Source organism: Streptomyces sp. NPDC024632 (assembly GCF_055559175.1).
Genome location: NZ_JBVHLD010000022.1, coordinates 1 through 25,320, shown reverse-complemented (window position 1 = coordinate 25,320; position 25,320 = coordinate 1). Strand labels below are relative to the sequence as shown.

Here is a 25,320-nt window from a genome sequence, read left to right as displayed (position 1 = left end):
ATGACCACCGCCCACCCCATCGCGCTGGAGCCCACCGCGATCCATGTGGCCGACCGCGTCCTCGACGACCTGCGCACCCGTCTCGAACTGACCCGTCCGCCGCTGGACGAGGGGAACGAGGACTGGTCGTACGGCGTCCCGGCCAGCTATCTGCGGGAGTTGGTCGCCTACTGGAAGGACGGCTATGACTGGCGGGCGGCCGAGCGCGCCATCAACGCCTACGAGCACTACCAGGTGGAGGTCTCCGGTGTCCCCGTGCACTTCCTGCGCAAGCCGGGGCGCGGCCCCCGCCCGATCCCGCTGATCCTCACCCACGGCTGGCCGTGGACGTTCTGGCACTGGTCGAAGGTGATCGACCCGCTCGCCGACCCGGCCGCCTTCGGCGGCGACCCCGCCGACGCCTTCGACGTGATCGTGCCGTCCCTGCCCGGGTTCGGTTTCCCCGGCCCGCTCACCGGCTTCCCCGACGTCAACTTCTGGAAGGTCTCCGACCTCTGGCACACCCTGATGACCCGGACCCTGGGATACGAGAAGTACGCCGCCGGGGGCTGCGACATCGGCGGGATCGTCACCAGCCAGCTCGGCCACAAGTACGCCGACGAGCTGTACGGCATCCACATCGGCTCGGGGCTGCCCCTCGACTTCTTCACCGGCCCCCGCGCCTGGGACTTCGCCCGGAACCGGCCCCTCACCGACGACCAGCCCGCCGACATCCGCGCCCGCATCATCGAACAGGACCGCCGCTCGGCGACCCACCTGGTGGCGCACATGCTCGACGGCGCCACCCTGGCCCACGGGCTGAGCGACTCACCCGCGGGACTGCTCGCCTGGCTGCTCGAACGCTGGAACGCCTGGAGCGACAACGGCGGCGACCTCGAATCCGTCTTCACCAAGGACGACCTGCTCACCCACGCCACGATCTACTGGGTCAACAACTCCATCGCCACGTCGATGCGGTACTACGCCAACGCCAACCGCTACCCCTGGACCCCCGCCCACGACCGCACCCCGGCCGTCGAGGCCCCGGTCGGCCTCACCTTCGTGACGTACGAGAACCCGCCCGGCGTTCACTCCGCCGCCGACCGCGTCCAGGCGTTCAAGACGGGGCCGCAGTCCCGCTGGTTCCACCACGTCAACGTGAACGCCCACGACCACGGCGGCCACTTCATACCCTGGGAGAACCCCGACGCCTGGGTCACCGACCTCCGCGGCACCTTCCGCACGCGCAGGCCCTGAGCGCCGGAAGGTCTCTCCCTCACCGTGTGAGCCGTCCGCGGCGGACCGCGAGGTCCGCGGCGACCTCCCGACGATCGAACGGCATGTGCGCACCGGACACTTCGACGTCCTGATCACCCCCAACCGCTGGACCCTGGTCAACCGTTCCGCCGGTCCGCTCATCGACCTGGCGGTGTCGATGAACGCCGGGGTCGTCAACGCCGCCGTGCCCGGTGGCCAGATCCTGGCGACCGGCGTCGGCGGCTCGCGGCGGTGCCCCTACCGCGAGAGGCCGAACTGCGCCCCGGCGACGCCGACTTCGGGGTCAAGCCCGCCGACCCGCGTGACAGCGTCGCCGTACTCCGGGTCATCCAGACCGCCCGGCACACGGCATCCGCCGACGCGGGACCGGCCCGCGTCGGCGCCGCGCCGCCGGACGGATGAGTCCTTCTCCCGGCGGCCGGTAGCCCGGGATCCGTCACGCGGCCGGGTGGTCGTACCGGCGGAGGCGGCGGGCTCGGTAGGACTCGCGGGTGGCGGCCAGGAGGCCGAGTTCGTGGCGGACGACCTGGCCGAGGCGGCGGCAGAATTCCTTGGGTTCGTCGGCCGCGTCGGGACGTTCCGGCACGATCCGGTCCACGATGCCCTCGGCGAGCAGGTCGGTGGCGCGGACGCGCTGGTGTCTGGCCATCTCGTCGGCCCGGTCGATGGTCCTGTGCATGATCACCGAGGCGCCCTCGGGCGGCAGCGGGGAGAGCCAGGCGTGCTCGGCGGCGATCACGCGGTTCGCGGGCAGCATGGCCAGGGCCGCGCCGCCGCAGCCCTGGCCGAGCAGGATCGTCAGCGACGGCGCTTCCAGGGCGAGCAGGTCGGCGAGCGAGCGGGCGATCTCGGCGGCGAGGCCGCCTTCTTCCGCGGCGGCCGAGAGCGCGGCGCCCGGGGTGTCGATGACATTGACCAGGGGGAGCTGGAGCTGGCTGGCGAGTTGCATGCCCCGGCGCGCCACGCGCAGCGAGCGCGGGCCGAGCGGCCCGATCTCGCTCTGCCCGTGCCGGTCCTGGCCGAGTACGACGCAGGACGCCGAGCCGAACCGCGCCAGGGCCAGCAGCACGCCGGGATCGGCCTCGCCCTCACCGGTGCCGTTGAGGGTGATCACATCGGTGGCGGCGTGTTCCAGGAAGGCGCGGACGCCGGGCCGGTCGGGCCTGCGGGTGCGCTGGATGGACGTCCAGGCGTCGGACGGCTCAGCCGGTGCGAAGCGCGGCTCCGGTACGGCGGAGGGCCGTCCCGCCATCACGATGGTGAGCGCCCGGTCCAGGATCTCGGGCAGCTTCTCCGGCGCCACCACGTCGTCGACGATGCCGTGGGCGTACAGATTCTCGGCCGTCTGGACCCCCTCGGGGAACGCCTCGCCGTGCAGCGCCTCGTAGACCCGCGGTCCCAGGAAACCCAGCAGGGCGCCCGGCTCCGCGATGGTGAGGTGACCGAGCGATCCCCAGGAGGCGAGGACTCCGCCGGTGGTCGGGTCGCGCAGATAGACCAGATACGGCAGTCCCGCCGCCTTGTGGCGGATGACGGCGCCGCAGATCGTCACCATGCGTACGAAGGCCGGGGTCCCCTCCTGCATCCGGGTGCCGCCCGATGCGGGGGCGGCCAGCATCGGCAGCCCCTCACGGGTCGCCCGCTCGATCGCCGACGTCAGCCGCGCCGCCGCGGCGCGTCCGATCGAACCCGCCAGGAACCGGAACTCGCTGGCGGCGACCGCCACCCGACGACCGCGGATCAGCCCCTCGCCGGTGATGACCGACTCGTCGGTGTCCGCGCGCCGCGCCGCGGTGTCGAGCTGCGCCGCGTAGTCGCCGTCGGCGTCCGCCCGGTCCACCGGGGTGTCCCAACTGCGGAAGGAGCCGTCGTCGACGATGCCGCGCAGCAGTTCCAGCGCGCCGGGCCGGGTACGGGGGTCAGGCATCGGCGGACGCCTCCGCGGCGGGCTTCCCCGCGACCGGTTCCCGCTCGGCGGCCACCCCGGTCCCCTGCCCCGACTCCGGTCCCGACTCCGTGTCGGTCTCGGTTTGGGTCTCACCGGTGCCCGCGTGCCCGAGATAGGACTCCAACAGTGCGGAGCGGTCATTGAGTTCGGCCGCGGTGCCCTCCACCACCACCCGCCCGGACAGCAGCACCACGCCCTTGTCGCAGACGCTCAGCCCGATCGACGCGTTCTGTTCGACCAGGAGGATCGGCATCTCCCGCTTGACCTGGGCCAGCGCCTGGTACACGGCCTTGACCACGATCGGCGCGAGGCCGAGCGACGGCTCGTCGAGCATCAACAGCCGCGGCGAGGCCAGCAGCGCCCGCCCGATCGCCACCATCTGCTGCTCGCCGCCGGACAGCGCCCAGCCCAGCCGCTTGCGCAGCGGTTTGAGCGCGGGGAACAGGTCGTAGACGTCGTCGAGGCCGAACGCTCCGGGCCGCTTCGCGCGGGCGGTCATCCCGACCAGCAGATTGTCGTTCACCGTCAGCGTGCCGAAGACGTGGCGCCCCTCGGGAACGTGGATCAGACCGCGTCTGGCCAGTTCCTCGGGCGCGGTCCTCGTCACATCCTCGCCGTCGAAGCGGATGGTCCCCGAGCAGGGGATCAGCCGTGACACCGCTCGCAGGGCGGAGGTCTTGCCCGCGCCGTTCGCACCGAGCAGGGCCAGCGCCTCGCCCGCGCCGACGCTCAGATCGGCGCCGACGACCGCCTCGGTCGTCCCGTACGTGACCCGCAGGTCCTTGACCTCAAGCATCGATCGTCACCTGTCCCAAGTAGGCGTCCACGACCTTCGGATTCGCCCAGACCTCGGTGGGGTCGCCCTCCGCGATCTGCCGGCCGAGCTCCAGGACGACCATCCGGTGGCACAGCTCCTCCAGGAAGTCGATCTTGTGCTCCACGACCAGCAGCGCGGGGCCGTCCTGCTCCCGCCAGCGGGTCAGCAGTTCGACCAGCCCCTTGGTCTCGACGTCGTTGAGCCCGGCGGCGGGCTCGTCCAGCAACAGCGTCCTGGGCTTTCCCGCGTAGGTGCGGGCGAACTCCAGCCTGCGCCGCTGCCCGTACGACAAGGCGCCCGCCGGCCGGGTCGCCTCGTTCTCCAGACCGGTGAACCGCAGTGCCTCGTACGCCAGATCCCAGTGCTCGTGCTCGCGCCGCATCATCGACGGGCGGCGGAACCAGGTGGGCAGCAGCGACCGTACCCGCCAGTCCCGCAAGCCGATCAGCACGTTCTCCAGGCAGGTCAGTTCGTCGTGCACCTGCGGGGTCTGGAAGGTGCGCAGGACACCGAAACGGGACAGCCGCCCCGGGTGGCCGAGCCGCACGGCGGTGCCGTCGACGCTGACCGTGCCGGTCGCCTTGACCAGACCGGTCAACGCGTTGATGAAGGTCGACTTGCCGGAACCGTTGGGCCCGATCAGCCCGACCACCTCGTGGTCCTCTACCGTCAGCGACAGCCCGTCGACGGCGATGACGCCACCGAATCTGACTCCGATGTCCTTGGCCTCAAGCACGGGCCTTCCACCTCCGTTGGATCGTCTCGCGCAGACCCGCGATGCCCTTGGGGAACGCCACGACGATGAGCAGCACCGCGAGGCCGTAGACGAAGTCGGAGTACTTCTGCATCGAGCGCAGATACTCCGGCAGGTACGTGAGTACCGCCGCGCCGATCAGCGGTCCGTAGATCGACCGCGATCCGCCGAGCAGCAGCATCAGCAGGACCAGCAGGGCGACGTCGACGTCGAACGCCTCGAGACCCACATAGCCGGAGTTGTGGGCGTACAGCGAACCGGCCGTGCCCATCATCGCGGAACCGACGGTGAAGGCCGCCAGTTGCAGCAGCTTCGGCCGCAGGCCCACGACCGCCGCCACCGGCCCGTGGTCGCGGGCGAGTTGCAGATCGCGGTAGGCGGGGGAGCGCAGGAACCAGATGGTGAGCAGCAGGAACAGCGCCAGCACACCGAGCATCAGGTAGTAGCGGTCGGCCTGCGACTCCAGCTCGATGCCGAAGAAGCTCGGTACGGCGATGTCGGAGACACCGGCGAAGCCGCCGGTGAAGCTCGTCCACTGGCGGAACAGGATGATCAGCAACCCGCCGCACGCCATGGTCGCGATGGCGAAGAAGATCATCGAACAACGGGCGAAGACGATCCGCATCAGCGCGCCGAGCGCGGCGCAGGCGAAGGTCGCGCCGACCAGCCCCGACCAGAATCCGCCCGCGTGGTTGGCCACCCAGATCGACACGTAGGCGCCGGTCGCGTAGACGCCGTAGGTGGCGAAGGTGAAGGAGCCGCCGAGCGAGAAGCACCAGAAGAAGCCCAGCGTCATGATCGCGTAGATCATGGTGGTGTTCATGATGCCGTCGCTGTACTCGTCCCCGCCGTAGACGTACGGCGCGATCAGCCCGAGCACCACGACCGCGGCAAGGGTCGGGAACTGACGCCCGCGGAAGACCGGGGGCGCGAATCTCAGCGCGGCCGAGAGTCGGTCCTGATCGGGGAGCAGGGGCGCCTGTCTGACATCAGTACCGGACACCGGACACCATCCTCACCAGGCCTTGGGGTCGGACCGCGAGCACGGCGACCAGGATCAGGAACGGGTAGGCGTCGGTGAAGTCGGGCGAGAGATAGCCGCCGAGCAACGCCTGGGCCACCGCGATGAACAGGGCGGCCGTGGCCGTGCCTCCCAGCCGCTCGCCGCCGAGGACGACGGCCGCGAAGGCGCTCAGCAGCAGACCGAAGCCGAGCGTCGGAGTGACCGAGATCGTCGGGCCGATGAGCACACCCGCGAGTCCGGCGAGCGCGGCCGAAAGCCCGAAGATCACGGGGGACAGGCGCTTGACCCTGATGCCCTGGAGCAGCGCCGCCTCGCGGTCGGCGGCGAGCGCCCTGACCTGGCGGCCGACCGACGACCGCTGGAACATCAGGTAGAGGCCGGCGCCGACCAGGACGGTCACCCCCACGGTGAGGAAGGCCTGTCGCGGGATGCTGGCACCGAACACGTCGACCGTCTTCGTGCCGAACGGCGACACGAGATTGCGCGGGTCGGTGCCCTGCCACAGGATGATCGCGGACCTGATGGCGAGGCCCAGCGCGAAGGTCGAGATGACGATGGTGAGCGGACTTCGGTTCCTGATCGGCGCGTAGCCGACGCGTTCGAGCACCACGCCCGCCGCGAACAGCAGGACCAGCATCAGCAGGAACATCGGCAGTTGGCCGAAGCCGTGCATGCCGACCAGCCAGAAGCCGACGTAGGCGCCGAGGGTCATGAGGTCGCCCTGGGCGAAGTTCACCACCCCGGTGGCGTTCTGCAGCAGGACGATGCCGAGTGCGATCAGCGCGTAGATCGCGCCTTGGGCGATGCCGCTGGACAGGATCGAGACGAATCTATCCATCGAGCTGACTTCCCGATTCGTGAGAGGCGGTTCCAGATCAGCCCGTGGCCGGGTCGCTGGACTGTGCGGGGATGCGGGACAGTTCGGGGACGCGGGGGTGAGAGCGGACGAGGCGATGCGGAACGCGGGCGGGCCGTGAGCCGCGGGCCGTTCAGAAGTCCGTGGGGAGGCGGGTCTCCAGCTTGGCCAGGGTGGGCGTGCCGCCGGCCCACGACAGCACCGGGACGTTCTGGAAGAGATTGTTCTTGTCGTCGGCCTTCAGGGAGCCGCACACGCCGTCGTACGCGGTGGTCCGCAGCTCGTCGGCGATCTTGCCGCCGTCGGTGGAACCGGCCTTCTCGATGGCGTTCTTGAGCAGGTACACCGCGTCGAAGTTGCCCGGCACCAGATAGTCCGCGGGCGTCCTGCCGTACGCCTTGGTGTAGTCGGCGACGAACCGCTCGGACGCCTTCGTGCCGAGCACGCTCGCCCCGCAGTTGGAGACGTTGAGGACGCGCTCGGTGGCCAGGGACTTGGGCAGCAGCCCGTTGACGATCGCCGAACCGACGGTGAAGGTCATGATCGGCACGTCGACGTTGTTCTGGGCGGCCTGCTTGACGATCAGCGCGTCGGTGGTGGCGTATCCCCACTCCCAGATCGCACCGGCCTTGCGGGCGGCCAGTACCGGCTCGGTCAGATCGGTGACCGACGGCGGGACCGACCGCTGGGTCGTCTTGACGCCCTTGCTCCGCGCGTTGTCGACGACCTTCTCCGCGCCCTCGGTCGGGGCGGCGTCCTCGGTGTGCACCATCAGGATCGACTTCACGCCCAGTTCGTCGATCAGATAGTTGTTGGCTGCCTCGGCGTACTGCGTCGTCGTCGGGCCCAGCCGGAACGCCCGGTCGTACTTGAGGTTCTTGGCGGAGGTCAGCGAACCCAGAGTGCCGTGGATGACCGGGATGCCCGCGCCCTTGATGGTGAGGATGGACGCCTTGAGGCCGGAGGAGACGCCGTAGCCGATCAGGGCGACGGGGTGGTACTTGATGGCGAGGCTGGTGGCCCGGCGCGCGCCCTCGGGGGTGATGTCGGTGTCGAAGGTCTTGAACTCGACCTTGCGGCCCTCGATGCCGCCGTTCGCGTTGATCTGGCTGATCGCCAGCTTCAGGGCGTCCGTCGACCCCTTGACGGCGTTGGGCCCACTGAGGATGCCCAGATACGCGATCCGGATCGGGCCGTTGGAGCCGGAGGAGACGCTGCCTCCGCCGGGCGCGCAGGCGACGGCGGACAGGCCGAGCAGTGCGGCGACGGCGGACCGGCCCAGTGAGTTCTTCATGAGGACTCCTTCGGCGTCAGTCGATGGACGTCAGGAACTGAACCTGCGGGGGATTGCCCGTGACGTCCATGGACTCGGTCATGTCGAGCTTCCCCGTCGTGGTGGCCTCGCCGAGCAGGGCCGCCGCGCCGGCCGGATCGATGCCTTCACCGAGTTCGTAGACGGCCAGGCAGCGGGCGTCGTCGTCGGCGAGCGCCAGCCGGTACCTGCGAACCCCGGTCACCGGTAGCAGCGCGCGGACCTGAGGGATGTGCACCTCGTCGTACCAGCGCTGGAAAACGTCCTCGGAACCCGGCCGCGGACTGGACCAGGCGAGCATCACGGTGCGGGACATCAGAACCTCCGCGATAGTTCGATATGTATCAACGGGTAGTTAAGGGCTGGATCGACGCCACGTCAAGGGTTCGCGCGCAGGGACACTTTCCGGCCACCGCCCGTGGCCCGCGCCTTGCTCCCGTGCCCGCCCCATCCGTCACTCCAGGGACTCGACGAAGCCCCGAAGCTGCCTGATGGACCCGCACTCCACGACGCGCTCGCAGGACGGCGCGTACGCGCCGATCACCGAATCCCCGCTGTCCCAGGCCGCCTTGGGCTCCGGATTCAGCCAGTACACATGCCCCGCGCGCGCGGCCACCGCGGCCAGCGCCTCGGCGCGCGGCTCGTGATAGTTCGATCGCGCGTCGCCCAGAATCAGTACCGTGCTGCGGTTGCTCAGCTGCCCGGCGACCGTGTCGCGGAACGCCTCGAGCGCGTGCCCGTAGTCCGACCTGCCGTCCAGCCAGACCCCGCTCGCCCTGGTGTTGATCTCCCGGGTCGCCGCCGCGATGTCCTGGGCGGCGGCGAACACGTCGGTCACCTCGTCCACGCCGTCGACGAACACGAAGGACCGTACCGCCGCGAATTCGGTCCGCAGCGCGTACGCCAGTTGCAGCGTGAAAGTGGCGAAGGCCGCGACAGAACCCGAGATGTCGGCCAGGACGACCAGTTGCGGCTTGGCCGGGCGGCGCGGCCGGAACACCGGGTCCACCGCGACGCCGCCGGTCGACATCGAGCCCCGGATCGTCCGGCGGAAGTCCAGCACCCCGCGCGACCGCCGCCGGCGTTTGGACTGGAGCCGCGCCGCGAGCTTGCGAGCCAGGGGCTGCACCACCACCCGCAACGTCGCCGCGTCACGCTGCGACGCCTGGAGGAACCGCATGTCGTCCGGCAGCGGCTCGCGCAGCGTCGCCGCCACCGCGTCGGCGCCCCGGTCGGCCACCAGCCGGCGCCGGATCTCGGCCTCGGCCTCGCGCTGCACCCGCTGCACGCCTTCCTCGGCCCGCTCGTGCGACAGCCGCCTGTCGAGCGCCCCGGTCGGCCCGTCGCGCATCGCCTCGGAATCGGCGCCGGTCAGTGCGACGAGCAGCGCGTCGGTGCCGATCGCCCGCATCGTACGGAGCTGGTAGAGCGTGCCCGCGACCGGCCGTCCCGGCTCGAAACCGGCGTGCCGTACGACGAATTGGCGGACGATCAGCCGCAGCAGGACACCGTCCGTACGCCGCACGGCCGAGACCAGCGCCGCCCGCAGCGCCTCGTCGTCCAGCGAGCCGAGCGCGTCCGATTCGCCGCCGGACGCACCGTCCGACCCCGCGCCGCGCGGCCCGGCCGACTCCGGCCGGTCGGAGAAGTACACGTCGAAGACCAGGTCGAAGGTCGCGTCGTGTGCGAAGTCCTTGATCAGCGCGGTCCGCAGGGCCGCGCGCACCGCCTCGCGGTCGAGCAGGTCGACCTCCGCGAGGGTGCGGGCCGCGTCCACGTGCTCCGACATCGCGACCGCGATGCCGGTCGCCCGCAGTTCGCGGACCAGTCCTTCCAGCACGTTCAGCATCGGCCGTACCTCCCCCTTCGGACATTTCCCTGGACTTCCCCCTGGCCCGGCGGGACTTCGGGACGTAGCCTCGCGCCGTGTCCACATCGCGCGTACTGCTGGTCCACGGCCTCGGTTCGACCTTCGAGCAGAACTGGCAGCGGCCGGGCTGGACCGACGTCCTCGAAGCCGACGGCCTGACGCCGCTGCCGGTCCGGCTGCCCGGACACGGCGGTTCCCCGCTCGACCACTCCGGCGCCGACGCGGTGCTGTCCGCGGCCGGGCCCGCGCCCGCAGGTGTGGCGGCCGTGGGCTTCTCGGCCGGGGCGCTGGCCGTCCTGTCCGCGGCCGTCGCCGCCCCCGGCCGCTTCTCCCGGATCGTCCTGCTCGGCATCGGCGACCATGTGCTGACGCCCGCGCCCGACGCGGTCGCGCCGCTGGTCGCCGCGCTGCGCGGACCGGGCGAGCCCGCGGATGTGCGCGGCCGTACCTTCTGGCGGCTGATCGGACACAGTGGCAACGACCGCGGGAAGGTCGCCTCCTTCCTGGAGTCGGCGCCGCTCGGCGTGGACCGCGCGCGGTTGCGGGACGTACGGTGCCCGGTCCTGGTGGTCGTCGGCGAGCGCGACGAGGCGATGCCCGCCGACGCCCTGGTCGCGGCGCTGCCCGACGCGCGGCTGGTGACCCTGCCGAGGGTCGATCACTTCGCGACCGTCTCCGCGCTGGGTGCCTTCGAGGCCGTGACGCATTTCCTCACCGCCTAGGCGGGGCGGCGGTCGAGTTCGGCGGTGACCAGCTCGATGTCGGTGAGGTTCTTGAGCAGCACATTGAGCCCGCTCAGCACGACATCGGCGTCCACGTCGTCGACGCCCAGCTCCACCAGGGTCCTTGCCCAGTCCAGGGTCTCGGAGACGGACGGCCTCTTGCGCAGTTCGAGCTGCCGCAGCGAGCGCACCACCTCGGCGACCTGCCGGGCCACGGCGTCCGCGATGCCGGGCACATGGGACCGTACGATCTCCCGCTCGCGCTCGGCGCTCGGATAGCCGATGTGCAGGAACAGGCACCGGCGCTTGAGCGCCTCCGACAGCTCACGGCTGTTGTTGGAAGTGAGGAAGACCCGCGGGTGGGTGCGGGCCCTGACCGTGCCGAGTTCGGGGATCGAGATCTGGTACTCAGACAGGACCTCGAGCAGCAGCGCCTCCGTCTCCACGTCCAGCCGGTCGACCTCGTCGATCAGCAGGACCACCCGTTCCTCGCTGCGGATCGCGGCCAGCAGCGGGCGCTCCAGCAGGAAGCGCTCACCGAAGATGTCCTCCTCCAGGGCGTCCCAGTCAGCCCCGCCGGTGCCGCCGCTCGCACCCCCGCCCGCCTGGATCCGCAGCAACTGCTTGCGGTAGTCCCACTCGTACAGGGCCTTCGACTCGTCCAAGCCCTCGTAGCACTGGAGCCGGATCAGCCGGGCGCCGTCGGCCTGGGCCACGGCCTTGGCGAGCGCCGTCTTGCCGGTGCCCGCCGGACCCTCGATGAGGAGGGGCTTGTCGATCCGGTCGGCGAGGTGGACGGCGCTGACCGTCCGGGCGTTCGGCAGGTACCCGGCGCCGCGCAGCGCGGCATCGAGCAGCGCGGGCGCGGCCGTTGGGGATGAGGCGTCCTCGGGGATGTCCATGCCGTGGTCCCTTCGATCGATACTTTTCGGTTTCTAAAACTATTTTCCTCCGAACCTCGGGGTCAAGCGCCCCTGAAGAGGGTTGACGACACCTTTTCGCCGATATACTTTCATGAGCATCGAATGACTCGGCCCGAGGAGGCCCTGGGCCGGAGCCCGTTGAGGAGTTCCATGCCGAAGATCGTCGCGCTTGTGAAACACACCCCGGATCTGGCGAGTGACCGGGCGTACGCCGATGACCTGACCGTCGACCGCGAGGGAACGGAGAGCCACCTCTCCGAACTCGACGAGTACACCGCCGAACAGGCGATCGTCCTGTCCGAGACTCTGCCCGACACCGAGATCACCTATCTGACCGTCGGCCCCGACGGAGCCGACGACTCCTTGCGCAAGGCGCTCGCCATGGGCGGCGACCGGGGTATCCACGTCCTGGACGACGGCCTGCACGGCTCGGACGCCGCGGCCACCGCCCGTACGCTCGTCGCCGCGCTGGCCCGGCTCGACTACGACCTCGTGCTGTGCGGCATGTCCTCCACGGACGGTGCGATGGGCGTACTGCCCGCGATGCTCGCCGAGCATCTCGGACTGCCGCAGATGACCTACGCCAACAGCCTGACCTGCGACGGCGGCACCGTCGGCGGCGTCCGCGAGACGGACCTGGGCACCGAGGAACTGGTCTGCGCGCTGCCCGCCGTGGTCAGCGTCACCGACCGCACGGGCGAGGCCCGTTACCCCTCCTTCAAGGGGATCATGGCCGCCAAGAAGAAGCCGGTCGAGACCTGGTCGCTGGACGACCTCGGCCTGGCCGCCGACTCCGTCGGCGCCGCCGGGTCGCGCACCGCGGTGCGCACGGCGACCCGGCGCCCCCCGCGGCAGGGCGGCGAGCAGGTCAAGGACGAAGGCGACGGCGGCGCCGTGCTCGCCGACTACCTCGTCCGCCACAAGTTCATCTGAGGAGCACCGATGCCCGCCGTACTCGTCCTGACCGAAGGCCGGACCGCGAGTCTGCCGAAGTCCGCCGCAGAACTGATCACCCTCGCCCGCCGGATCGGCGACCCCTGGGTCGTCTCCTTCGGCGACCTGGCACCCGAGGAGTACGCCCGTTTCGGTGCCACCCGGGTCACGGTCGTCGACGACCGGGAGGCCGCCGACCACCCGGTGGTCCCCAAGGTGGACACGGTCGCCGCCCTGCTGGCCGAGCAGGCGCAGCCGCCCGCGGCGGTCCTCACCGCCGGTTCGACCGAGATGCGTGAGGTCGCCGCCCGCCTCGCGGTCAGGACCGGCTCGGGTGTCATCACCGACGCCGTCGACGTCCGGCCGGACGAGGACGGCCGGGTGGTCGCCACCCAGTCCGTCTTCGCGGCCGGCTTCCTGGTCACCTGCGATGTCACCGCCGGAATCCCGCTCATCGTGGTCAAGGCCAACGCTGTCGCGCCCGAGGAGGCGCCCGCCGTGCCCGAGATCGAACGGCGCACCGCCGTCGTCAGCGACCTGGCCCGCGCCGTGCGCGTCACCGCCCGCACCCCGCGCGAGGCGTCCGGTCGTCCCGAACTGACCGACGCCTCCGTCGTGGTGAGCGGCGGACGCGGCCTCGGCGGCCCCGACGCCTTCGCCGTCGTCGAGCGGCTGGCCGACCAGCTCGGCGGCGCGGTCGGCGCCTCACGCGCCGCCGTCGACGCGGGCTGGTATCCCCACACCTACCAGGTGGGACAGACCGGCAGCACCGTGTCCCCCGAGCTGTATCTGGCCGTCGGCATCTCCGGCGCGATCCAGCACCGGGCCGGCATGCAGACCTCCAAGACCATCGTCGCGGTCAACAAGGACCCCGACGCGCCCATCTTCGACCTCGCCGACTTCGGCATCGTCGGCGACCTCCACGAGGTCGTGCCCGCCCTGTCCGACGACATCGAGCGCCGTCGCGCTTGACCCCGACCGTCCCGGAGAATCCCCATGGATGTGGATCTGACGGCCGATCAACGGCTGTTCCGTTCGACCACCCGCGACTACCTGGAGAAAACCGCGCCGCTCAGCCGCGTACGGGAACTGGGCGAGGCGTCGGTCGGCTTCGACCGCGACTGGTGGCGACAGGGCGCCGAACTCGGCTGGACGGCGATGCTGGTACCCGAGGACCTCGGCGGTGGCAGCGTCTCCGGTTCGCCGACGGCCGACCTCGCCATCGTCGCCGAGGAGGCGGGACGCGCCTGCGCGCCGGGCCCGCTCATCACCACCAGCGCCGTACTGACCGGCCTGGTCCGGGCCGGTGCGGCGTTCGCCGACCCGGTCGGGCGGATCGTCGCCGGTGAGAGCGTCGCCGCCTGGGCGGTGTACGAACCCGGCCACGGCTGGGACCCGGCGCCGCCCGGCACCCGCGCGGAGTCCGACGGCGACGGCTATCTGCTGACCGGCGTGAAGGACCGGGTCGAGTCCGCGGACCAGGCCGACCTGTTCCTGGTCACGGCGCGGGGGCCGGACGGCCCGCTCCAGGTGCTCGTCCCGGCCGACGCCCCCGGCGTCACCGTGACCCCCGCCTGGACCCTGGATCTGGTCCGCCGGACCGCTCAGATCACCTTCGACCACGTACGGGTGGCCGCCGACGCCGTCGTCCAGCGCGGCACGGCCGCCGCCGACGCGGTGGAGGCACAGCTCGCGGTCGCTGCCGTGCTCGCCGCCGCCGAGATGACCGGAGCCGTCGAGCGCACCTTCGACTTCACCGTCCAGTGGATGTTCGACCGCTACAGCTTCGGCCGCCCGCTCGCCTCCTACCAGGCGCTCAAGCACCGGATGGCCGACAACAAGACCTGGATCGAGGCGTGCCACGCGACCACGTCCGGCGCGGCCCGCGCGGTCGACGACGACCCCGCGCGCGCCGCGGAGGCCGTCAGCGTCGCCAAGTCGTACGTCGGCGCGAAGGCCCCGGTCATCATCCAGGACTGCGTCCAACTGCACGGCGGAATCGGCGTGACCTGGGAGCACGACCTCCACCTCTACCTGCGGCGGGTGACCTTCGACCGGGCCCTGTACGGGACGCCCGAGGAACACCGGCGCCGCATCACCGACCTGTTGGAGAGGAGAGCCGCATGAGCGCCGGTACGAGCGCGGGCCCCGGGGCCGCGAGCCCGCTGGACCTGGAACCCGTCGACAGCTTCCGCGACCGCGCCCGCCGATGGCTGAAGGACAACCTCCCGCCGGCGCCCGCCGCCCACCCCGGGGGGGACGACGACGCCCTGTGGGCGCGAGCCCGCGTCCTGCAGAAACTGCTCTACGAGGGCGGCTTCGCGGGCATCTGCTTCCCCAAGGAGTACGGCGGTCTCGGCCTGACCCCCGCGCACCAGCGGGCCTTCACCGAGGAGTCGGCCGGCTACGAGATGCCGCTGGTGCTCAATGTGCCCACCTTCTCGATCTGCGCACCCACCATCCTCGACATGGGCAGCGAGGCCCAGAAGCGGCAGCACCTCCCGGCGGTGATCCGCGGCGACGAGGTACTGGTGCAGTTCCTGTCCGAGCCCAAGGGCGGCTCCGACCTCGCGGGACTGATCACCAAGGCCGACCGCGACGGCGACGAGTGGATCCTCAACGGCTCGAAGATCTGGAGCTCCGGCGCCTACGCGGCCGACTACGCGCTCTGCCTGGCCAGGACCGACTGGGACGCGCCCAAGCACCGCGGCCTGACGATGTTCCTGATGCCCGTGCACGCCAAGGGCGTCACGATCAACCGGATCAAGCAGGTCAACGGTTCGACGGAATTCTGCGAGGAGTTCTTCGACGACGTCGTGCTGCCGGCCGACGCCGTCGTCGGCGAGGTCAACGGCGGCTGGTCGACCGCCTCCCGCCAGCTCTTCCACGAACGCAACGCGGTCGGCGGCGGATCCCCGTACGTCAGCGGCGCCGGGCCCAGGATGGGCGGGTCCCCGGCCGACTTCCTCGACCTCGCGCGCAGGACCGGCCAGCTCGACGACCCGCGGGTCCGCGAACAGATCGGCGAGGCGCGGGCCATGAAGGTCGTGCAGGAACAGCTCATCGGCCGGATCACCCACGCGATCGGCACAGGCGAGATGGAGGCGCCCGCCGGATCGATCATCCGGCTCTTCCACGCCGAGACCGACTGGCTCGAGTCGGACATCGGCGTGCGGATCGCCGGGGCCACCGGCGTGACCGGCGGCCCGGACGGCGAACAGGGCCTCGGCTCCTTCGGCCAGCACTCGCTCTTCCGCCAGGGCGCCAGCCTCGGCGGCGGAAGCACCGAGATGTCCCGCAACATCATCAGCGAACGCCTGCTGAAGATGCCGCGCGAATTCGCCGCGGACCGGGACGTGCCCTTCAACCAGGTCAAGCAGGGCCGCGGACAGGGGGGCGCGTGAACCCGTTCGAACTCAGACGGCAGGACTACTCCCTCGACGCGGACCAGACGGCGGTACGTGACGCCTTCGCCGGGTTCTTCACCAAGGAGTGCCCCACCGGCGTCGTCCGCGCCGCGGAACCCCTCGGTCACGACCCCGCGCTGTGGACCAGACTCGCCGCGATGGGCGCGACCTCGATGGCCCTGCCCGAGTCGGCGGGCGGCGACGGCGCGGGCATCGTCGAACTGGCCCTGGTCGCCGAGGAGATGGGCCGTACGCTCGCGCCGGTGCCGCTGATCGAGCACGTGGTCGCCGCCCGGCTGCTCGCGGCGACGGGCGCCCCCGAGGCCCGAGAGCTGATCGCGGGCGCCGTCGACGGAAGCCGCCTGCTGGCCCTGACGCTCGCGCCGGTCACCGGCCCGCGCCTGGTGTCCAGCGCGGCGGTCGCCGACACGGTCGTCGCGGTCGACGCGGACCAGCTGGTCGTCCTGACCGCGCGTGAACCGCGCCCGCACGTCCCCAACCAGGGCGCCCTGCCGTATGCCTGGGTCGACCCGGCCGATACGGCGACGCAGACCCGTACGGTGATCCCTACCTCCGCGGGGCCCGCGCTGTTCGACCGCGCCGCCCGGGAACTGAAGACGCTCACCGCCGCCGCGCTGATCGGGCTCACCGAAGGGGCGCTCGCGCTCGCCCTGGACTTCGTCAGGACCCGGCGCACCATGGGCGTCGTCATCGCGACCCTGCAAGGCGTCTCCTTCCCGCTCGCCGACGTGGCGATCGGCATCGCGGGCGGTCGCAACCTCCACCGCCGCGCCGCATGGTTCCTCGACCACGAGCCCGACGCGGAGACCGGGCTCCAGGCCGCCGCGTTCGCCTACGCCGCGCAGGTCGCCACCCACGGCGCGACCACCGCGCAGCACGCCCAGGGCGGACTCGGCTTCACCGTCGAGGCCGACGCCAGCTTGTACTTCCTGCGCGCCAAGGGCTGGGCGCTCAGCGGCGGCGACCTGCAGAGCGACATCCGGACGGTCGGTGAGCTGCGGCTCGGCGCCGCCCCGGCGGGACCGAACTGACCGAGCCCGAACCGACGCGAACACGGGGGAGAAAGGAGGGACCGTGGACTTCAGCACCATCGAACTCGACGACGCGCACCGCGCCCTGCGACAGGAGGCGAGGGCCTTCGTGCGGGAGCAGTTCACCGAGGAGGTGTACGAGCAGGAGCACAGGACCGGGGACGGCTTCAACGAGAAGGTCCACCTCGCCATGGGGGAGCGCGGCTGGATCCTGCCGACCTGGCCGGTCGAGCGCGGCGGCGCGGGCCTCGACGCGCTCGGCGCCCGCGTCCTGGAGCTGGAACTGGCCAAGGCCCATGTGCCCTGGGTGACCCTCGGCACCACGCGGCTGGTGCTCTCCGCGGTGGAGCGGCACGCCTCGGACGCCATCCGCGACGACGTCATCGCCGAGGTGGCCGCCGGCCGGGTGCGCTTCTGCCTGGGCTACACCGAGCCCGACGGCGGCTCCGACATCGCCGCCGCCAAGACCCGCGCGGTACGGGACGGCGCGGAGTGGACGGTCAACGGTTCGAAGATCTTCACGACCGGCGCGCACAACTGCCAGTACACGTTCCTGATCACGCGCAGCGACCCGGAACTGCCCAAGCACAAAGGGCTCACGATGTTCCTGATGCCGCTGGACCGGCCGGGAGTCGAGATCCAGGGCATCTGGGCCTTCAGCGGTGAGCGCACCAACATCGTCTACTACGACAACGTCCGGCTCTCCGACGACTACCGCCTCGGTGACGTCAACGACGGCTGGGCCGTACTGCGCGGACCGCTGGACGAGGAGCACAGCCTCGGGGACGGAGAAGGCGCGGGCCTCGACGACCCCTCGATCGGCGTGCAGTTCGTCCGCGAGCTGCACCTGGCGCTGGACTGCGCCGCGGACTGGGCCGACACACCGGGCCCCGACGGCTCCCGCCCGGCCGACGACCCCACCGTCCGCTACCGGCTGGGCAAGGTCGCCGTCGAACTGGAGGCCGCGCTCGCCACCCCCGGAGCGTTCGGCCGGGTCAAGTGCGCAGAGACCATCGTCGCCGGCGCGGCGGAACTGCTCGACCTGCTCGGCCCGGTCGGACTGCTCTCCCGAGGCTCCACCGGCGCGGTCGGCGACGGCCAGATCGACTTCGCCCACCGCTACGCGCAGGGCACCGCGACCTACGGCGGCACCGTCGAGGTCTTCCGCACCATCATCGCCCAGCACGAACTCGGCCTGCCCCGCGCCGTCTACCCCGGCAGCCGGGTGTTCTCCACTCGTTCCTGAAAGGTGAGGCACACCATGTCCATCGGACGCCTGTTCCACATCATCCACATGACGGGAGATCTCCCGTCCCTTGAGGCCTGGTACGACGACGTGTTCAGCGTGCGGCGCGGATTCCTGGACCATAACTACATGGAGGGCGAGATCCGGGACGCCTCCCTGGTGCTGCTCGGGGACACCGTGATCGAGCCGCTGGCCCCGGCGTTCCGGGTCGACGGCTGGGACGCCATGCCGATCGGCCGCTTCTACAACCGGTTCGGCAACCACTGGCACTCCATCGCCTGGTACACCGACGACGCCGGCGAGATCTGGCAGAGCTGCACCGACGCCGGAGTGCGGGTCTACATCGAGGGCGGCCGGCTCACCGACACCAGGCCCAGCCCGTCGTCGGCCATCATGACGCATCCCAAGGACACGATCACCCAGCTCGAATTCATGCAGCCCGGCGAATTCGGCGAGAAGAACGACCCGCGCCTCCAGCCCGACTGGGACCCGAACTGGTGGATCGACAACCACCCGATCGCGACCCCGGGCCTGGCCTACACCACCGTGCTGACCCGCGATCGCGAGCGCGCGGAGAAGGTCTACGCGGACGTCCTCGGCGGCACGCTGCTGCACAAGGGATCGTCGGCCCTGACCGGTACGGACGACACCTACGTCCTGCTCGGCGACACCGTCGTGCAGTTGTCCACGCCCAACGCCGACGGCACCCTCGCGGCCGAGGACATGGCGGCGAACAAGGAGATCCACCACGCCGCGGCATTCCGGGTCCAGGACCTGGACGCCACCGAGGAGTACCTGAAGTCCAAGGGCGTCAAGACTCTCGCGCGCGACGACGACACGCTGCTCTCCGACCCCGCCACCACGCACGGAGTGCCCTTCCGGTGGACGACATGGGATGTTCCGGGCGGGCCGCGCGACACCGCCTGACGCCTTTGCGTGCGCCGGTCCTGCCCCGGCGCGCCGCAGAGCGCATGGCGATACGGCCTCCGCCCCGAACCGGGCGGAGGCCGTATCGCCATGCGCTGGGGGCGGCCGGGAGGTCCGGCCGCCGCGGTCAGGCCAGCAGCAGTGTGGCGCGGCCGGGCGCGAGCTTGTTGCCGTCCTGGTCCTCGGTCCAGACGTCCACGTCGATCTCACGGCCGTCGTCGATGTGCCGGACCGCGGTGACCGTGCCCTTCGCGGTGACCACCATCCCCTTGGTGTTGGGGGAGCGGAACTGGCAGGACAGCCGCACGACGCGCGCGGCGGGGATCCATTCCCGCAGCACGTTGTGCAGGTACGCCCATTGCAGATTGCCCATCCCGAACGCCGTGGGATATCCGGCTTCTCTGCCGGCCTCGTCGTCCATGTGGATGGGCACGAACTCGTCGTTGACCGCCGCGTAGCGGTTCCAGTTGGCGAAGCCCGTGGTCCTGGTGAACGGCGGGATCGCCTGGCCCACGGTGATGTCGTAGTCGCTCATGGGGTGTTCCTCGCCCTCGGCTCAGTAGCGGATCAGCGTGGTGCGACCGCGGCGGACCACGGCGCCGTCCTGGTTGGTCCACACGTCCTCCAGGACGGTGAAGAGCATCAGGCCCAGACGGCCGGGGCGTTCGCGGTACTCCACGACGCTGGAGGCCGAGGAGATGACGTCGCCGGGCCTGATCGGCTCGCCGTACTCGACCTCGAGGCCGCCGTTGAGCTGGAATTTCAGGCCGGGGCCCGCGATGCCGAGCAACCGCTCGGTGTTGTCCGGGTCGTTGGGCTCACCGCCGGAGTCGTCGCGCGGCCCCGCCGTCGTCATCCAGGCGAAGGGGTTGAAGTCCTCGGGTGCCACGATGCCGCCGTGCGCGCCCGCGCGGGCGGCCTCCTCGTCCCAGAAGACGGCCGGCGGCGGATCGGGGAAGTAGACGGCGATCGCCCACTTGCGGATGTCGGAGGCGGCGACCGGGAAGCTCGTGGCGCGCCGGTACTCCTGGCCGATCGCCGCCCGCATCGGAGCGGAGATGTTGCTGTCTGTCATGCCTGCTCCTATCGGTCCGCCGTCCGGCCGTCGCTTCGACAGGGGCCGAACAACGAGGTGTCGAGGAGTCGCTGAGGAGTCATTGACGGCCGAGAAGGCCATCTCTAGACTATCTTATATGTTTAACACTGTCGAATAATCCGTGAGGCTCTCCGGTATCGTCACAACATGAGTGAGGTCCCTCTATGACCGTTCGGAATCAGGGCGAGGCGCTGAGCCGCCTGTTGAAGCCCCGCACGATCGCGGTGGTCGGGCTGAGCGACAACTCGCCGTTCCTCGACTACATATCGCCCAGCCTCAACAGCGACGCCGAGATCTTCTTCGTCAACCCCAAGTACGACACCGTGCTGGGGCACAAGACCTACGGCCGTATCCAGGACGTCGGACGGCCGCTGGACGCCGTCTTGTGCGTGATGTCCGCCGAGCGCACCGTCCAACTGGCCGAGGACTGCGCCGACCTCGACTGCGGCGGACTGGTGCTGATCGCCGGCGGATTCGCGGAGACCGGCGCCGAGGGAGCCGCCCTCCAGCGCAGGCTCATCGCCGCCGCCGAGCGCGGCGGCATGGCGGTCATCGGTCCCAACGGACTCGGATACATCAACGTCCCGCACAAGGTCAGCCTCACCATCGCCAGCGACCACAAGCGGCGCCCCGGCGGCATCTCCGTGGTCTCGCAGAGCGGCGCGATGCTCAGCGGCGTCGGCATGGCCGCCTGGGACCGCCCCGGCACCGGCCTGAACGTGCTGATCTCGGCGGGCAACGAGGCCGTCACCGACCTCGCGGACTACGTCGACTACTTCGTGGACGACCCGGAGACGGCCGCGATCGGCCTGGTCATCGAACAGGTCCGCCGCCCCGCGGCGTTCTTCGCCGCGGTCCGCCGCGCCGTCGAGGCGGGCAAGCCGGTGGCCGCGCTCAAACTGGCCCGCAACTCCCGCTCCCAGGCGATGGCCGCCTCCCACACCAACGCCCTGACCGGCGACGCCTGGGTCTACGACGTCGCCTTCGCGCAGGCGGGCATCGCCATGGCGCACGACCCGGAGGAACTGGTCGACCGGCTCTCGCTGTTCACCCAGCTCGACCCGGCCCGCTGGACCGGCGTGGAGAACCTCGGCGTCATCACCATGACCGGCGGCTTCGCCTCGCTCTCCTTCGACATCGCCTCCGCCGAGGGCCTGGAGATCCCGACCCTGGAGTCGATGAAGCCCTGGGTCCAGGAGAATCTCCCCGGCGTCACCGTCCCCAACCCGCTGGACACCACCGGGCTCGGCGGCCAGTTCTGGCCGCAGATCGTGGACAGCTACGCCAATTCCCCCGAGCTGGACGCCCTGCTCTACATCCACCCGCTCGCCGACGAGGACGACTCGCCCCGCACCCGCGAACTGGTCGAGGAGTTCGTCAAGGCCGCCCGGGCCGTGCGCAAACCCTTCGTCATCGCCAACTGCTCCGGCGCGCTCGGCGAATTCGTCGCCCTCAGGACCCGCGGCACCGGCGCCGTCGGCCTCGGGCACGGCCTGCGCTCGACGCTGCGCGGACTGGCCGCCCTCGGCGGCTTCTCCCGTCACCGGGCCCGTACCGCGCGGGACACGGCCCCCGTACGGCCCGCGCCGCGGCCGGCCGCGACCCCGGTGGACACCGCGGAGGGGGCCATGCTGCCCTTCGGCGCCACCATGGAACTGCTCGCCGCGTACGGCATCCCCACCGCGCCCTACCTGCTGGTGGCGGGCGACGAACCGGTCGCCGTACCGGACTTCGAGGGTCCCTACGTGGTGAAGCTCGCCGACGTGGGCCACCGTACCGAGCACGGCGCCGTCCGACTGAAGGTCACCGACGACACGCTCGCCGAGGCGGTCCAGGAGATGCGGGCCATCGCCGCCAGGGACGGGCTGCCGCCGCTGGTGGCCGTCCAGCCGATGGTGGACGTGCGCGGCGAGACGATCGTCGGCGTCCAGGGCGCGAGCGAGCTGGGACCGCTGGTGGTGTTCGGCATCGGCGGCGTGCTGGTGGAGGTCATCCGGCGGGTCGGCGGACGGATGGCGCCGCTGACACCGGCCGACGCGCAGAGCCTGATCGCGGAGTTCGAGGACCTCGGCCTCATGCACGGATTCCGCGGCGGCGAAGCCTGGGACCTGGCCGCGCTGGCCGACATCCTGGTCAACGCCGGGCGACTGGCGGCCGAGGGCGCCGACTGGATCGGTTCCCTCGACATCAACCCGATGGTCTACGGAGCGCAGGGTTTCGTCGCGGTCGACGCGCTCTGTCTGCTGCGGCCGTAGGGACGACGGCAGGGCGGACCGCACCGCCCTGCCGGCCCCTGCACGACGAAGGCCCGCCGGACCGGCGGGCCTTCGTCGTGCTTCGAGCCGGGCGGGAAGGCTCAGTGCGTCGCCCGCCAGGCGTCCGGCACGCCCGGCGGCCGGTGCACCCGCCCCAGCCGCTCCAGGTGCCGCAGGTGCGCGTAGGTCTCGCTGAGCGCGGTCTGCCGCATCAGGCCGTGGGCGTTCTCCCAGCCGCGCGACCAGGAGATCGTCTCCGCGACCCGCCAGGTGCTGCACCCCGGCTCGGCCCGCACCGCGGCCTCCATCTCCGCCAGCCGCCGCCGATGGTGGCCGAGCATCTGGTCCACCCGGTCGGGGAGACCGCCGAAGCGGTACTCGTGCCCGGGCAACACCTCGTCGACCCGCAACTGGCCGGTCTCGGCGAGCGAGAGCAGATACGTGCCGATCGCGTCGTCCTCCAGGCCGGGGGCACGCGACACATTGGGCGTGATCCGCGGCAGGACGTGATCGCCCGACAGCAGCACCCGGTCGTCCTCCAGCAGGAAGCACAGATGGCCCTCGGTGTGCCCCGGAGTCCACACCGCCCGCAGGTCGGGCCGCCCCGGCAGCGGCCGGGCGCCGTCGGACACCTCGAAGTCGGGCTGGACCAGCGAGTCCTGCATCCGCCCCATGGGACGCAGCGCGTCCCGCAGCCGCGCGCTCTCCCGCGGCGGGGCGCCGCGCAGACCGAGCCAGTCGGTCTGGCCGCGCCCCGTACCGCCCAGCGCCGCGATCCGGGTCAGCACCCGGGCCTCCGCCGGGTGCATACCGACCCGCGCGCCCGACGCCTCCTTGACCAGTGAGGTCAGCCCGTGGTGGTCACTGTGCGCGTGCGTGACCAGCACCGTGCGCACGTCCGCCATCCGGTGCCCGGTGGCCACGATCGCGTCCTGGAGCCCCTGCCACGCCTCGTCGGCGAGCCACCCGGTGTCCACCAGCGCGATGCCGCCGGTGGACAGCGCCACCGCGTACGAGATGACGTACCGCAGCGGGTTGGCGGGGATCGGCACCGGCATCGACCACAGGCCGGGCCGTACCTCCTCCACCGGCGGAAGGCGGCGCTCCCGCCAGGCGCGGTGCTGCTCCTGCCCGGCCGCCGACGGCGCGGCGACGGTGGTCACGGGAGTACGTGCCCGATCAGCTTGACGTCGAGGTATTCCTCGATGCCCTGGGCGCCGCCCTCCCGCCCGAGACCGCTCTCCCCGGTGCCCCCGAACGGCGCCGCGGCGGCGGTCGGATTGATGTCGTTGATCCCGACGATGCCGAACCGCAGGGCCTCGGACACGCGCACCGCACGGGCGAGGTCGGTGGTGTAGACGTACGAGGCGAGGCCGTAGACGGTGTCGTTGGCCATCTCGATCACCTCGGCCTCGTCGTCGAAGGGGATGATCGCGGCGATCGGCCCGAAGGTCTCCTCACGGTAGATCGCCATGTCCGAGGTGACGCCGGCGAGGACGGTCGGCGCGAAGAACAGGCCGCCGTCGTACGCTTCCCCGGTCAGCGGTTCGCCGCCGCAGAGCACCGAGGCGCCCTTGGCGAGCGCGTCGGCGACCTGGCGCCGCATCTTGTCCATCGCGGCGTCGTCGATCAGCGGGCCCACGGTGGAGGACTCGTCCAGCCCGGAACCGGGCTTGAGACGTCCGACCCGCTCGGTGAAGACCTTCGAGAACTGTTCGAGGGCCGACCGCTGCACATAGATGCGGTTGGGGCAGATGCACGCCTGGCCGGTGTTGAGGTACTTCACCAGTGCGGCGCCCTTGGCCGCGTGATCGGCGTCCGCGTCGTCGAAGACGATGAACGGCGCGTGCCCGCCCAACTCCATGGAGACGTGCTTCATCGTCGCCGCGGCGCGGCTCGCGAGCATCTTGCCGACCTCGGTGGAGCCGGTGAAGGTCAGCTTGCGGACGTCGGGGGAGTCCAGCAGGGCGTCGCCGACCTCGGCCGGGCGGCTGGTGGAGACCAGATTGACCACACCGGGCGGGAAGCCCGCCGCGTCGAGGATCTCGAAGACGGCCGCGGCGCACAACGGCGTCTGCTCCGCGGGCTTCAGCACGATGGTGCAGCCCGCCGCCACGGCCGGGGCGACCTTGCGGGTGATCATCGAGATCGGGTAGTTCCACGGGGTGATGCCGGCGACCACGCCGACCGGCTGACGCAGTACGGTCAGCCGCTGCTTGGCCCGTGGGGACGGGATCGTGCTCCCGTAGACGCGCTTGGCCTCCTCGGCGAACCAGATGAGGAAGTCGGCCCCGTACCGGACTTCGTTGCGCGCGGCCTTGAGCGGCTTGCCCTGCTCCAGGCTCATCAGCCGGGCGAGGTCCTCGGCGCGCTCCAGCATCAGGGCGTGGGCCCGCAGCAGCGCCTCCGCCCGCACATAGGCCGACTGCGTGCTCCAAGCGGGGAACGCGGTGGCCGCCGCCTGGATGGCCCGGTTGGTCTCCGCGGCGCCCGCGTCCGCTGCCTGGCCGATGACCTGTCCGTTGCTGGGGTCGGTCACATCGAAGCCGGCCGCGTCGTCCGCCCCGGTCCAGCAGCCGTTGATGTACAGGGTTGCGCCGTCACGTGCGCTCATGCCTCGCCACCTCACGACAGATTGATAGTTCTGGAACTAGGAAACCATACTGCAATAACGGTCGAATTATCGACCCCTTCGGCGTGAGAGGCAGCTCACGGGCGGCCGGGTCCGCGCGGGGCGGAGACGGACGGACACAACGACGGCAGGGGGCGAAACGAGGCAGCGGGGTGGGGGATGGCGGCGTGAGGGGGGGGGGGGGGCTCAGGGGGCGGCCGTGGGTTTTCGCGGTCGCGCTTTTCTCTCCGGTGCTGTCTAGGGGAGGAGGGGGGAGGGGGTGTTCTCCCGTTTCGTTAGTCTCTTCTGT

At 71.1% G+C, this 25,320-nt stretch carries 24 protein-coding genes; 11 read left to right on the top strand and 13 right to left on the bottom strand.

Annotated features, from left to right (window positions below; genetic code table 11):
- Both ACZ37P_RS33630 and ACZ37P_RS33625 read left to right on the top strand, forming a co-directional pair.
- Positions 1 to 1,236 (top strand): epoxide hydrolase family protein, encoded by a 1,236-nt coding sequence (locus tag ACZ37P_RS33630; RefSeq protein WP_467350193.1) that lies wholly within the window; start codon positions 1 to 3, stop codon positions 1,234 to 1,236.
- Positions 1,237 to 1,488: 252 nt separating this feature from the next.
- Positions 1,489 to 1,659, top strand: a complete 171-nt coding sequence (locus ACZ37P_RS33625; RefSeq protein ID WP_467350191.1) for a hypothetical protein — start codon at positions 1,489 to 1,491, stop codon at positions 1,657 to 1,659.
- A gap of 34 nt (positions 1,660 to 1,693) precedes the next feature.
- Here the strand turns inward: ACZ37P_RS33625 and ACZ37P_RS33620 are convergent, their stop codons facing one another.
- From ACZ37P_RS33620 to ACZ37P_RS33585, 8 genes are all read right to left on the bottom strand, one after another.
- On the bottom strand, positions 1,694 to 3,184 hold the full coding sequence (locus ACZ37P_RS33620) for a carboxyl transferase domain-containing protein (RefSeq protein WP_467350190.1): 1,491 nt from the start codon (positions 3,182 to 3,184) through the stop codon (positions 1,694 to 1,696).
- Positions 3,177 to 4,001, bottom strand: a complete 825-nt coding sequence (locus tag ACZ37P_RS33615; protein ID WP_467350188.1) for an ABC transporter ATP-binding protein — start codon at positions 3,999 to 4,001, stop codon at positions 3,177 to 3,179. The genes ACZ37P_RS33620 and ACZ37P_RS33615 overlap by 8 nt, the downstream gene beginning before the upstream one ends.
- On the bottom strand, positions 3,994 to 4,758 hold the full coding sequence (locus ACZ37P_RS33610; RefSeq protein WP_467350187.1) for an ABC transporter ATP-binding protein: 765 nt from the start codon (positions 4,756 to 4,758) through the stop codon (positions 3,994 to 3,996). The genes ACZ37P_RS33615 and ACZ37P_RS33610 overlap by 8 nt, the downstream gene beginning before the upstream one ends.
- Positions 4,751 to 5,779, bottom strand: a complete 1,029-nt coding sequence (locus ACZ37P_RS33605) for a branched-chain amino acid ABC transporter permease (protein WP_467350185.1) — start codon at positions 5,777 to 5,779, stop codon at positions 4,751 to 4,753. The genes ACZ37P_RS33610 and ACZ37P_RS33605 overlap by 8 nt, the downstream gene beginning before the upstream one ends.
- The gene (locus ACZ37P_RS33600) at positions 5,766 to 6,638 is read right to left on the bottom strand and encodes a branched-chain amino acid ABC transporter permease (RefSeq protein ID WP_467350183.1); all 873 of its coding nucleotides are present in this window, start codon (positions 6,636 to 6,638) and stop codon (positions 5,766 to 5,768) included. The genes ACZ37P_RS33605 and ACZ37P_RS33600 overlap by 14 nt, the downstream gene beginning before the upstream one ends.
- A gap of 151 nt (positions 6,639 to 6,789) precedes the next feature.
- On the bottom strand, positions 6,790 to 7,950 hold the full coding sequence (locus ACZ37P_RS33595) for an ABC transporter substrate-binding protein (protein ID WP_467350181.1): 1,161 nt from the start codon (positions 7,948 to 7,950) through the stop codon (positions 6,790 to 6,792).
- 16 nt (positions 7,951 to 7,966) lie between these two features.
- The gene (locus ACZ37P_RS33590; protein WP_467350179.1) at positions 7,967 to 8,284 is read right to left on the bottom strand and encodes an EthD domain-containing protein; all 318 of its coding nucleotides are present in this window, start codon (positions 8,282 to 8,284) and stop codon (positions 7,967 to 7,969) included.
- Between the two features lie 138 nt (positions 8,285 to 8,422).
- On the bottom strand, positions 8,423 to 9,817 hold the full coding sequence (locus ACZ37P_RS33585) for a VWA domain-containing protein (RefSeq protein WP_467350177.1): 1,395 nt from the start codon (positions 9,815 to 9,817) through the stop codon (positions 8,423 to 8,425).
- 77 nt (positions 9,818 to 9,894) lie between these two features.
- On the opposite strand from ACZ37P_RS33585, the gene ACZ37P_RS33580 reads away from it, so the two are divergent.
- Complete coding sequence (locus tag ACZ37P_RS33580) at positions 9,895 to 10,560, top strand: alpha/beta fold hydrolase (RefSeq protein ID WP_467350175.1); 666 nt, start codon at positions 9,895 to 9,897, stop codon at positions 10,558 to 10,560.
- Here the strand turns inward: ACZ37P_RS33580 and ACZ37P_RS33575 are convergent.
- Entirely contained in the window at positions 10,557 to 11,462 is a 906-nt protein-coding gene (locus tag ACZ37P_RS33575) for an AAA family ATPase (protein WP_467350173.1), read from the bottom strand. The two genes, ACZ37P_RS33580 and ACZ37P_RS33575, sit on opposite strands and share 4 nt — an antisense overlap.
- Before the next feature lie 171 nt (positions 11,463 to 11,633).
- Here ACZ37P_RS33575 and ACZ37P_RS33570 point away from each other — a divergent pair, with 171 nt between their 5' ends.
- Genes ACZ37P_RS33570 through ACZ37P_RS33540 form a run of 7 tightly spaced genes read left to right on the top strand, consistent with a single transcriptional unit; the run spans position 11,634 to position 19,048 of the window.
- Positions 11,634 to 12,416, top strand: a complete 783-nt coding sequence (locus tag ACZ37P_RS33570) for an electron transfer flavoprotein subunit beta/FixA family protein (protein ID WP_467350172.1) — start codon at positions 11,634 to 11,636, stop codon at positions 12,414 to 12,416.
- A gap of 9 nt (positions 12,417 to 12,425) precedes the next feature.
- A complete protein-coding gene (locus ACZ37P_RS33565) occupies positions 12,426 to 13,388 on the top strand; it encodes an electron transfer flavoprotein subunit alpha/FixB family protein (protein ID WP_467350170.1) in 963 nt (320 codons plus the stop codon).
- Positions 13,389 to 13,412: 24 nt separating this feature from the next.
- Positions 13,413 to 14,543 (top strand): acyl-CoA dehydrogenase family protein, encoded by a 1,131-nt coding sequence (locus ACZ37P_RS33560; protein ID WP_467350168.1) that lies wholly within the window; start codon positions 13,413 to 13,415, stop codon positions 14,541 to 14,543.
- A complete protein-coding gene (locus tag ACZ37P_RS33555) occupies positions 14,540 to 15,820 on the top strand; it encodes an acyl-CoA dehydrogenase family protein (RefSeq protein ID WP_467350166.1) in 1,281 nt (426 codons plus the stop codon). The genes ACZ37P_RS33560 and ACZ37P_RS33555 overlap by 4 nt, the downstream gene beginning before the upstream one ends.
- Positions 15,817 to 16,875 carry an acyl-CoA dehydrogenase family protein gene (locus tag ACZ37P_RS33550; RefSeq protein WP_467350164.1) on the top strand — a complete coding sequence of 353 codons (1,059 nt, stop codon included), beginning with the start codon at positions 15,817 to 15,819 and terminating at the stop codon, positions 16,873 to 16,875. Before ACZ37P_RS33555 ends, ACZ37P_RS33550 begins: the two co-directional genes overlap by 4 nt.
- Positions 16,876 to 16,918: 43 nt before the next feature.
- Positions 16,919 to 18,121 carry an acyl-CoA dehydrogenase family protein gene (locus tag ACZ37P_RS33545; protein WP_467350162.1) on the top strand — a complete coding sequence of 401 codons (1,203 nt, stop codon included), beginning with the start codon at positions 16,919 to 16,921 and terminating at the stop codon, positions 18,119 to 18,121.
- A 15-nt stretch (positions 18,122 to 18,136) separates the two neighbouring features.
- Positions 18,137 to 19,048, top strand: a complete 912-nt coding sequence (locus ACZ37P_RS33540; protein WP_467350160.1) for a VOC family protein — start codon at positions 18,137 to 18,139, stop codon at positions 19,046 to 19,048.
- A gap of 127 nt (positions 19,049 to 19,175) precedes the next feature.
- Here the strand turns inward: ACZ37P_RS33540 and ACZ37P_RS33535 are convergent, their stop codons facing one another.
- Both ACZ37P_RS33535 and ACZ37P_RS33530 read right to left on the bottom strand, forming a co-directional pair.
- Positions 19,176 to 19,583 (bottom strand): MaoC/PaaZ C-terminal domain-containing protein, encoded by a 408-nt coding sequence (locus tag ACZ37P_RS33535; RefSeq protein WP_467350158.1) that lies wholly within the window; start codon positions 19,581 to 19,583, stop codon positions 19,176 to 19,178.
- A 21-nt stretch (positions 19,584 to 19,604) separates the two neighbouring features.
- On the bottom strand, positions 19,605 to 20,123 hold the full coding sequence (locus ACZ37P_RS33530; RefSeq protein WP_467350156.1) for an FAS1-like dehydratase domain-containing protein: 519 nt from the start codon (positions 20,121 to 20,123) through the stop codon (positions 19,605 to 19,607).
- 185 nt (positions 20,124 to 20,308) lie between these two features.
- Between ACZ37P_RS33530 and ACZ37P_RS33525 the strand changes: the two genes are divergently transcribed.
- Entirely contained in the window at positions 20,309 to 22,399 is a 2,091-nt protein-coding gene (locus ACZ37P_RS33525) for an acetate--CoA ligase family protein (RefSeq protein WP_467350154.1), read from the top strand.
- A gap of 101 nt (positions 22,400 to 22,500) precedes the next feature.
- On the opposite strand, the gene ACZ37P_RS33520 is transcribed toward ACZ37P_RS33525, so the two are convergent.
- On the bottom strand, positions 22,501 to 23,562 hold the full coding sequence (locus ACZ37P_RS33520) for an MBL fold metallo-hydrolase (protein ID WP_467350152.1): 1,062 nt from the start codon (positions 23,560 to 23,562) through the stop codon (positions 22,501 to 22,503).
- Positions 23,559 to 25,013 (bottom strand): NAD-dependent succinate-semialdehyde dehydrogenase, encoded by a 1,455-nt coding sequence (locus ACZ37P_RS33515; protein WP_467350150.1) that lies wholly within the window; start codon positions 25,011 to 25,013, stop codon positions 23,559 to 23,561. Before ACZ37P_RS33515 ends, ACZ37P_RS33520 begins: the two co-directional genes overlap by 4 nt.
- Positions 25,014 to 25,320: the final 307 nt, after the last annotated feature.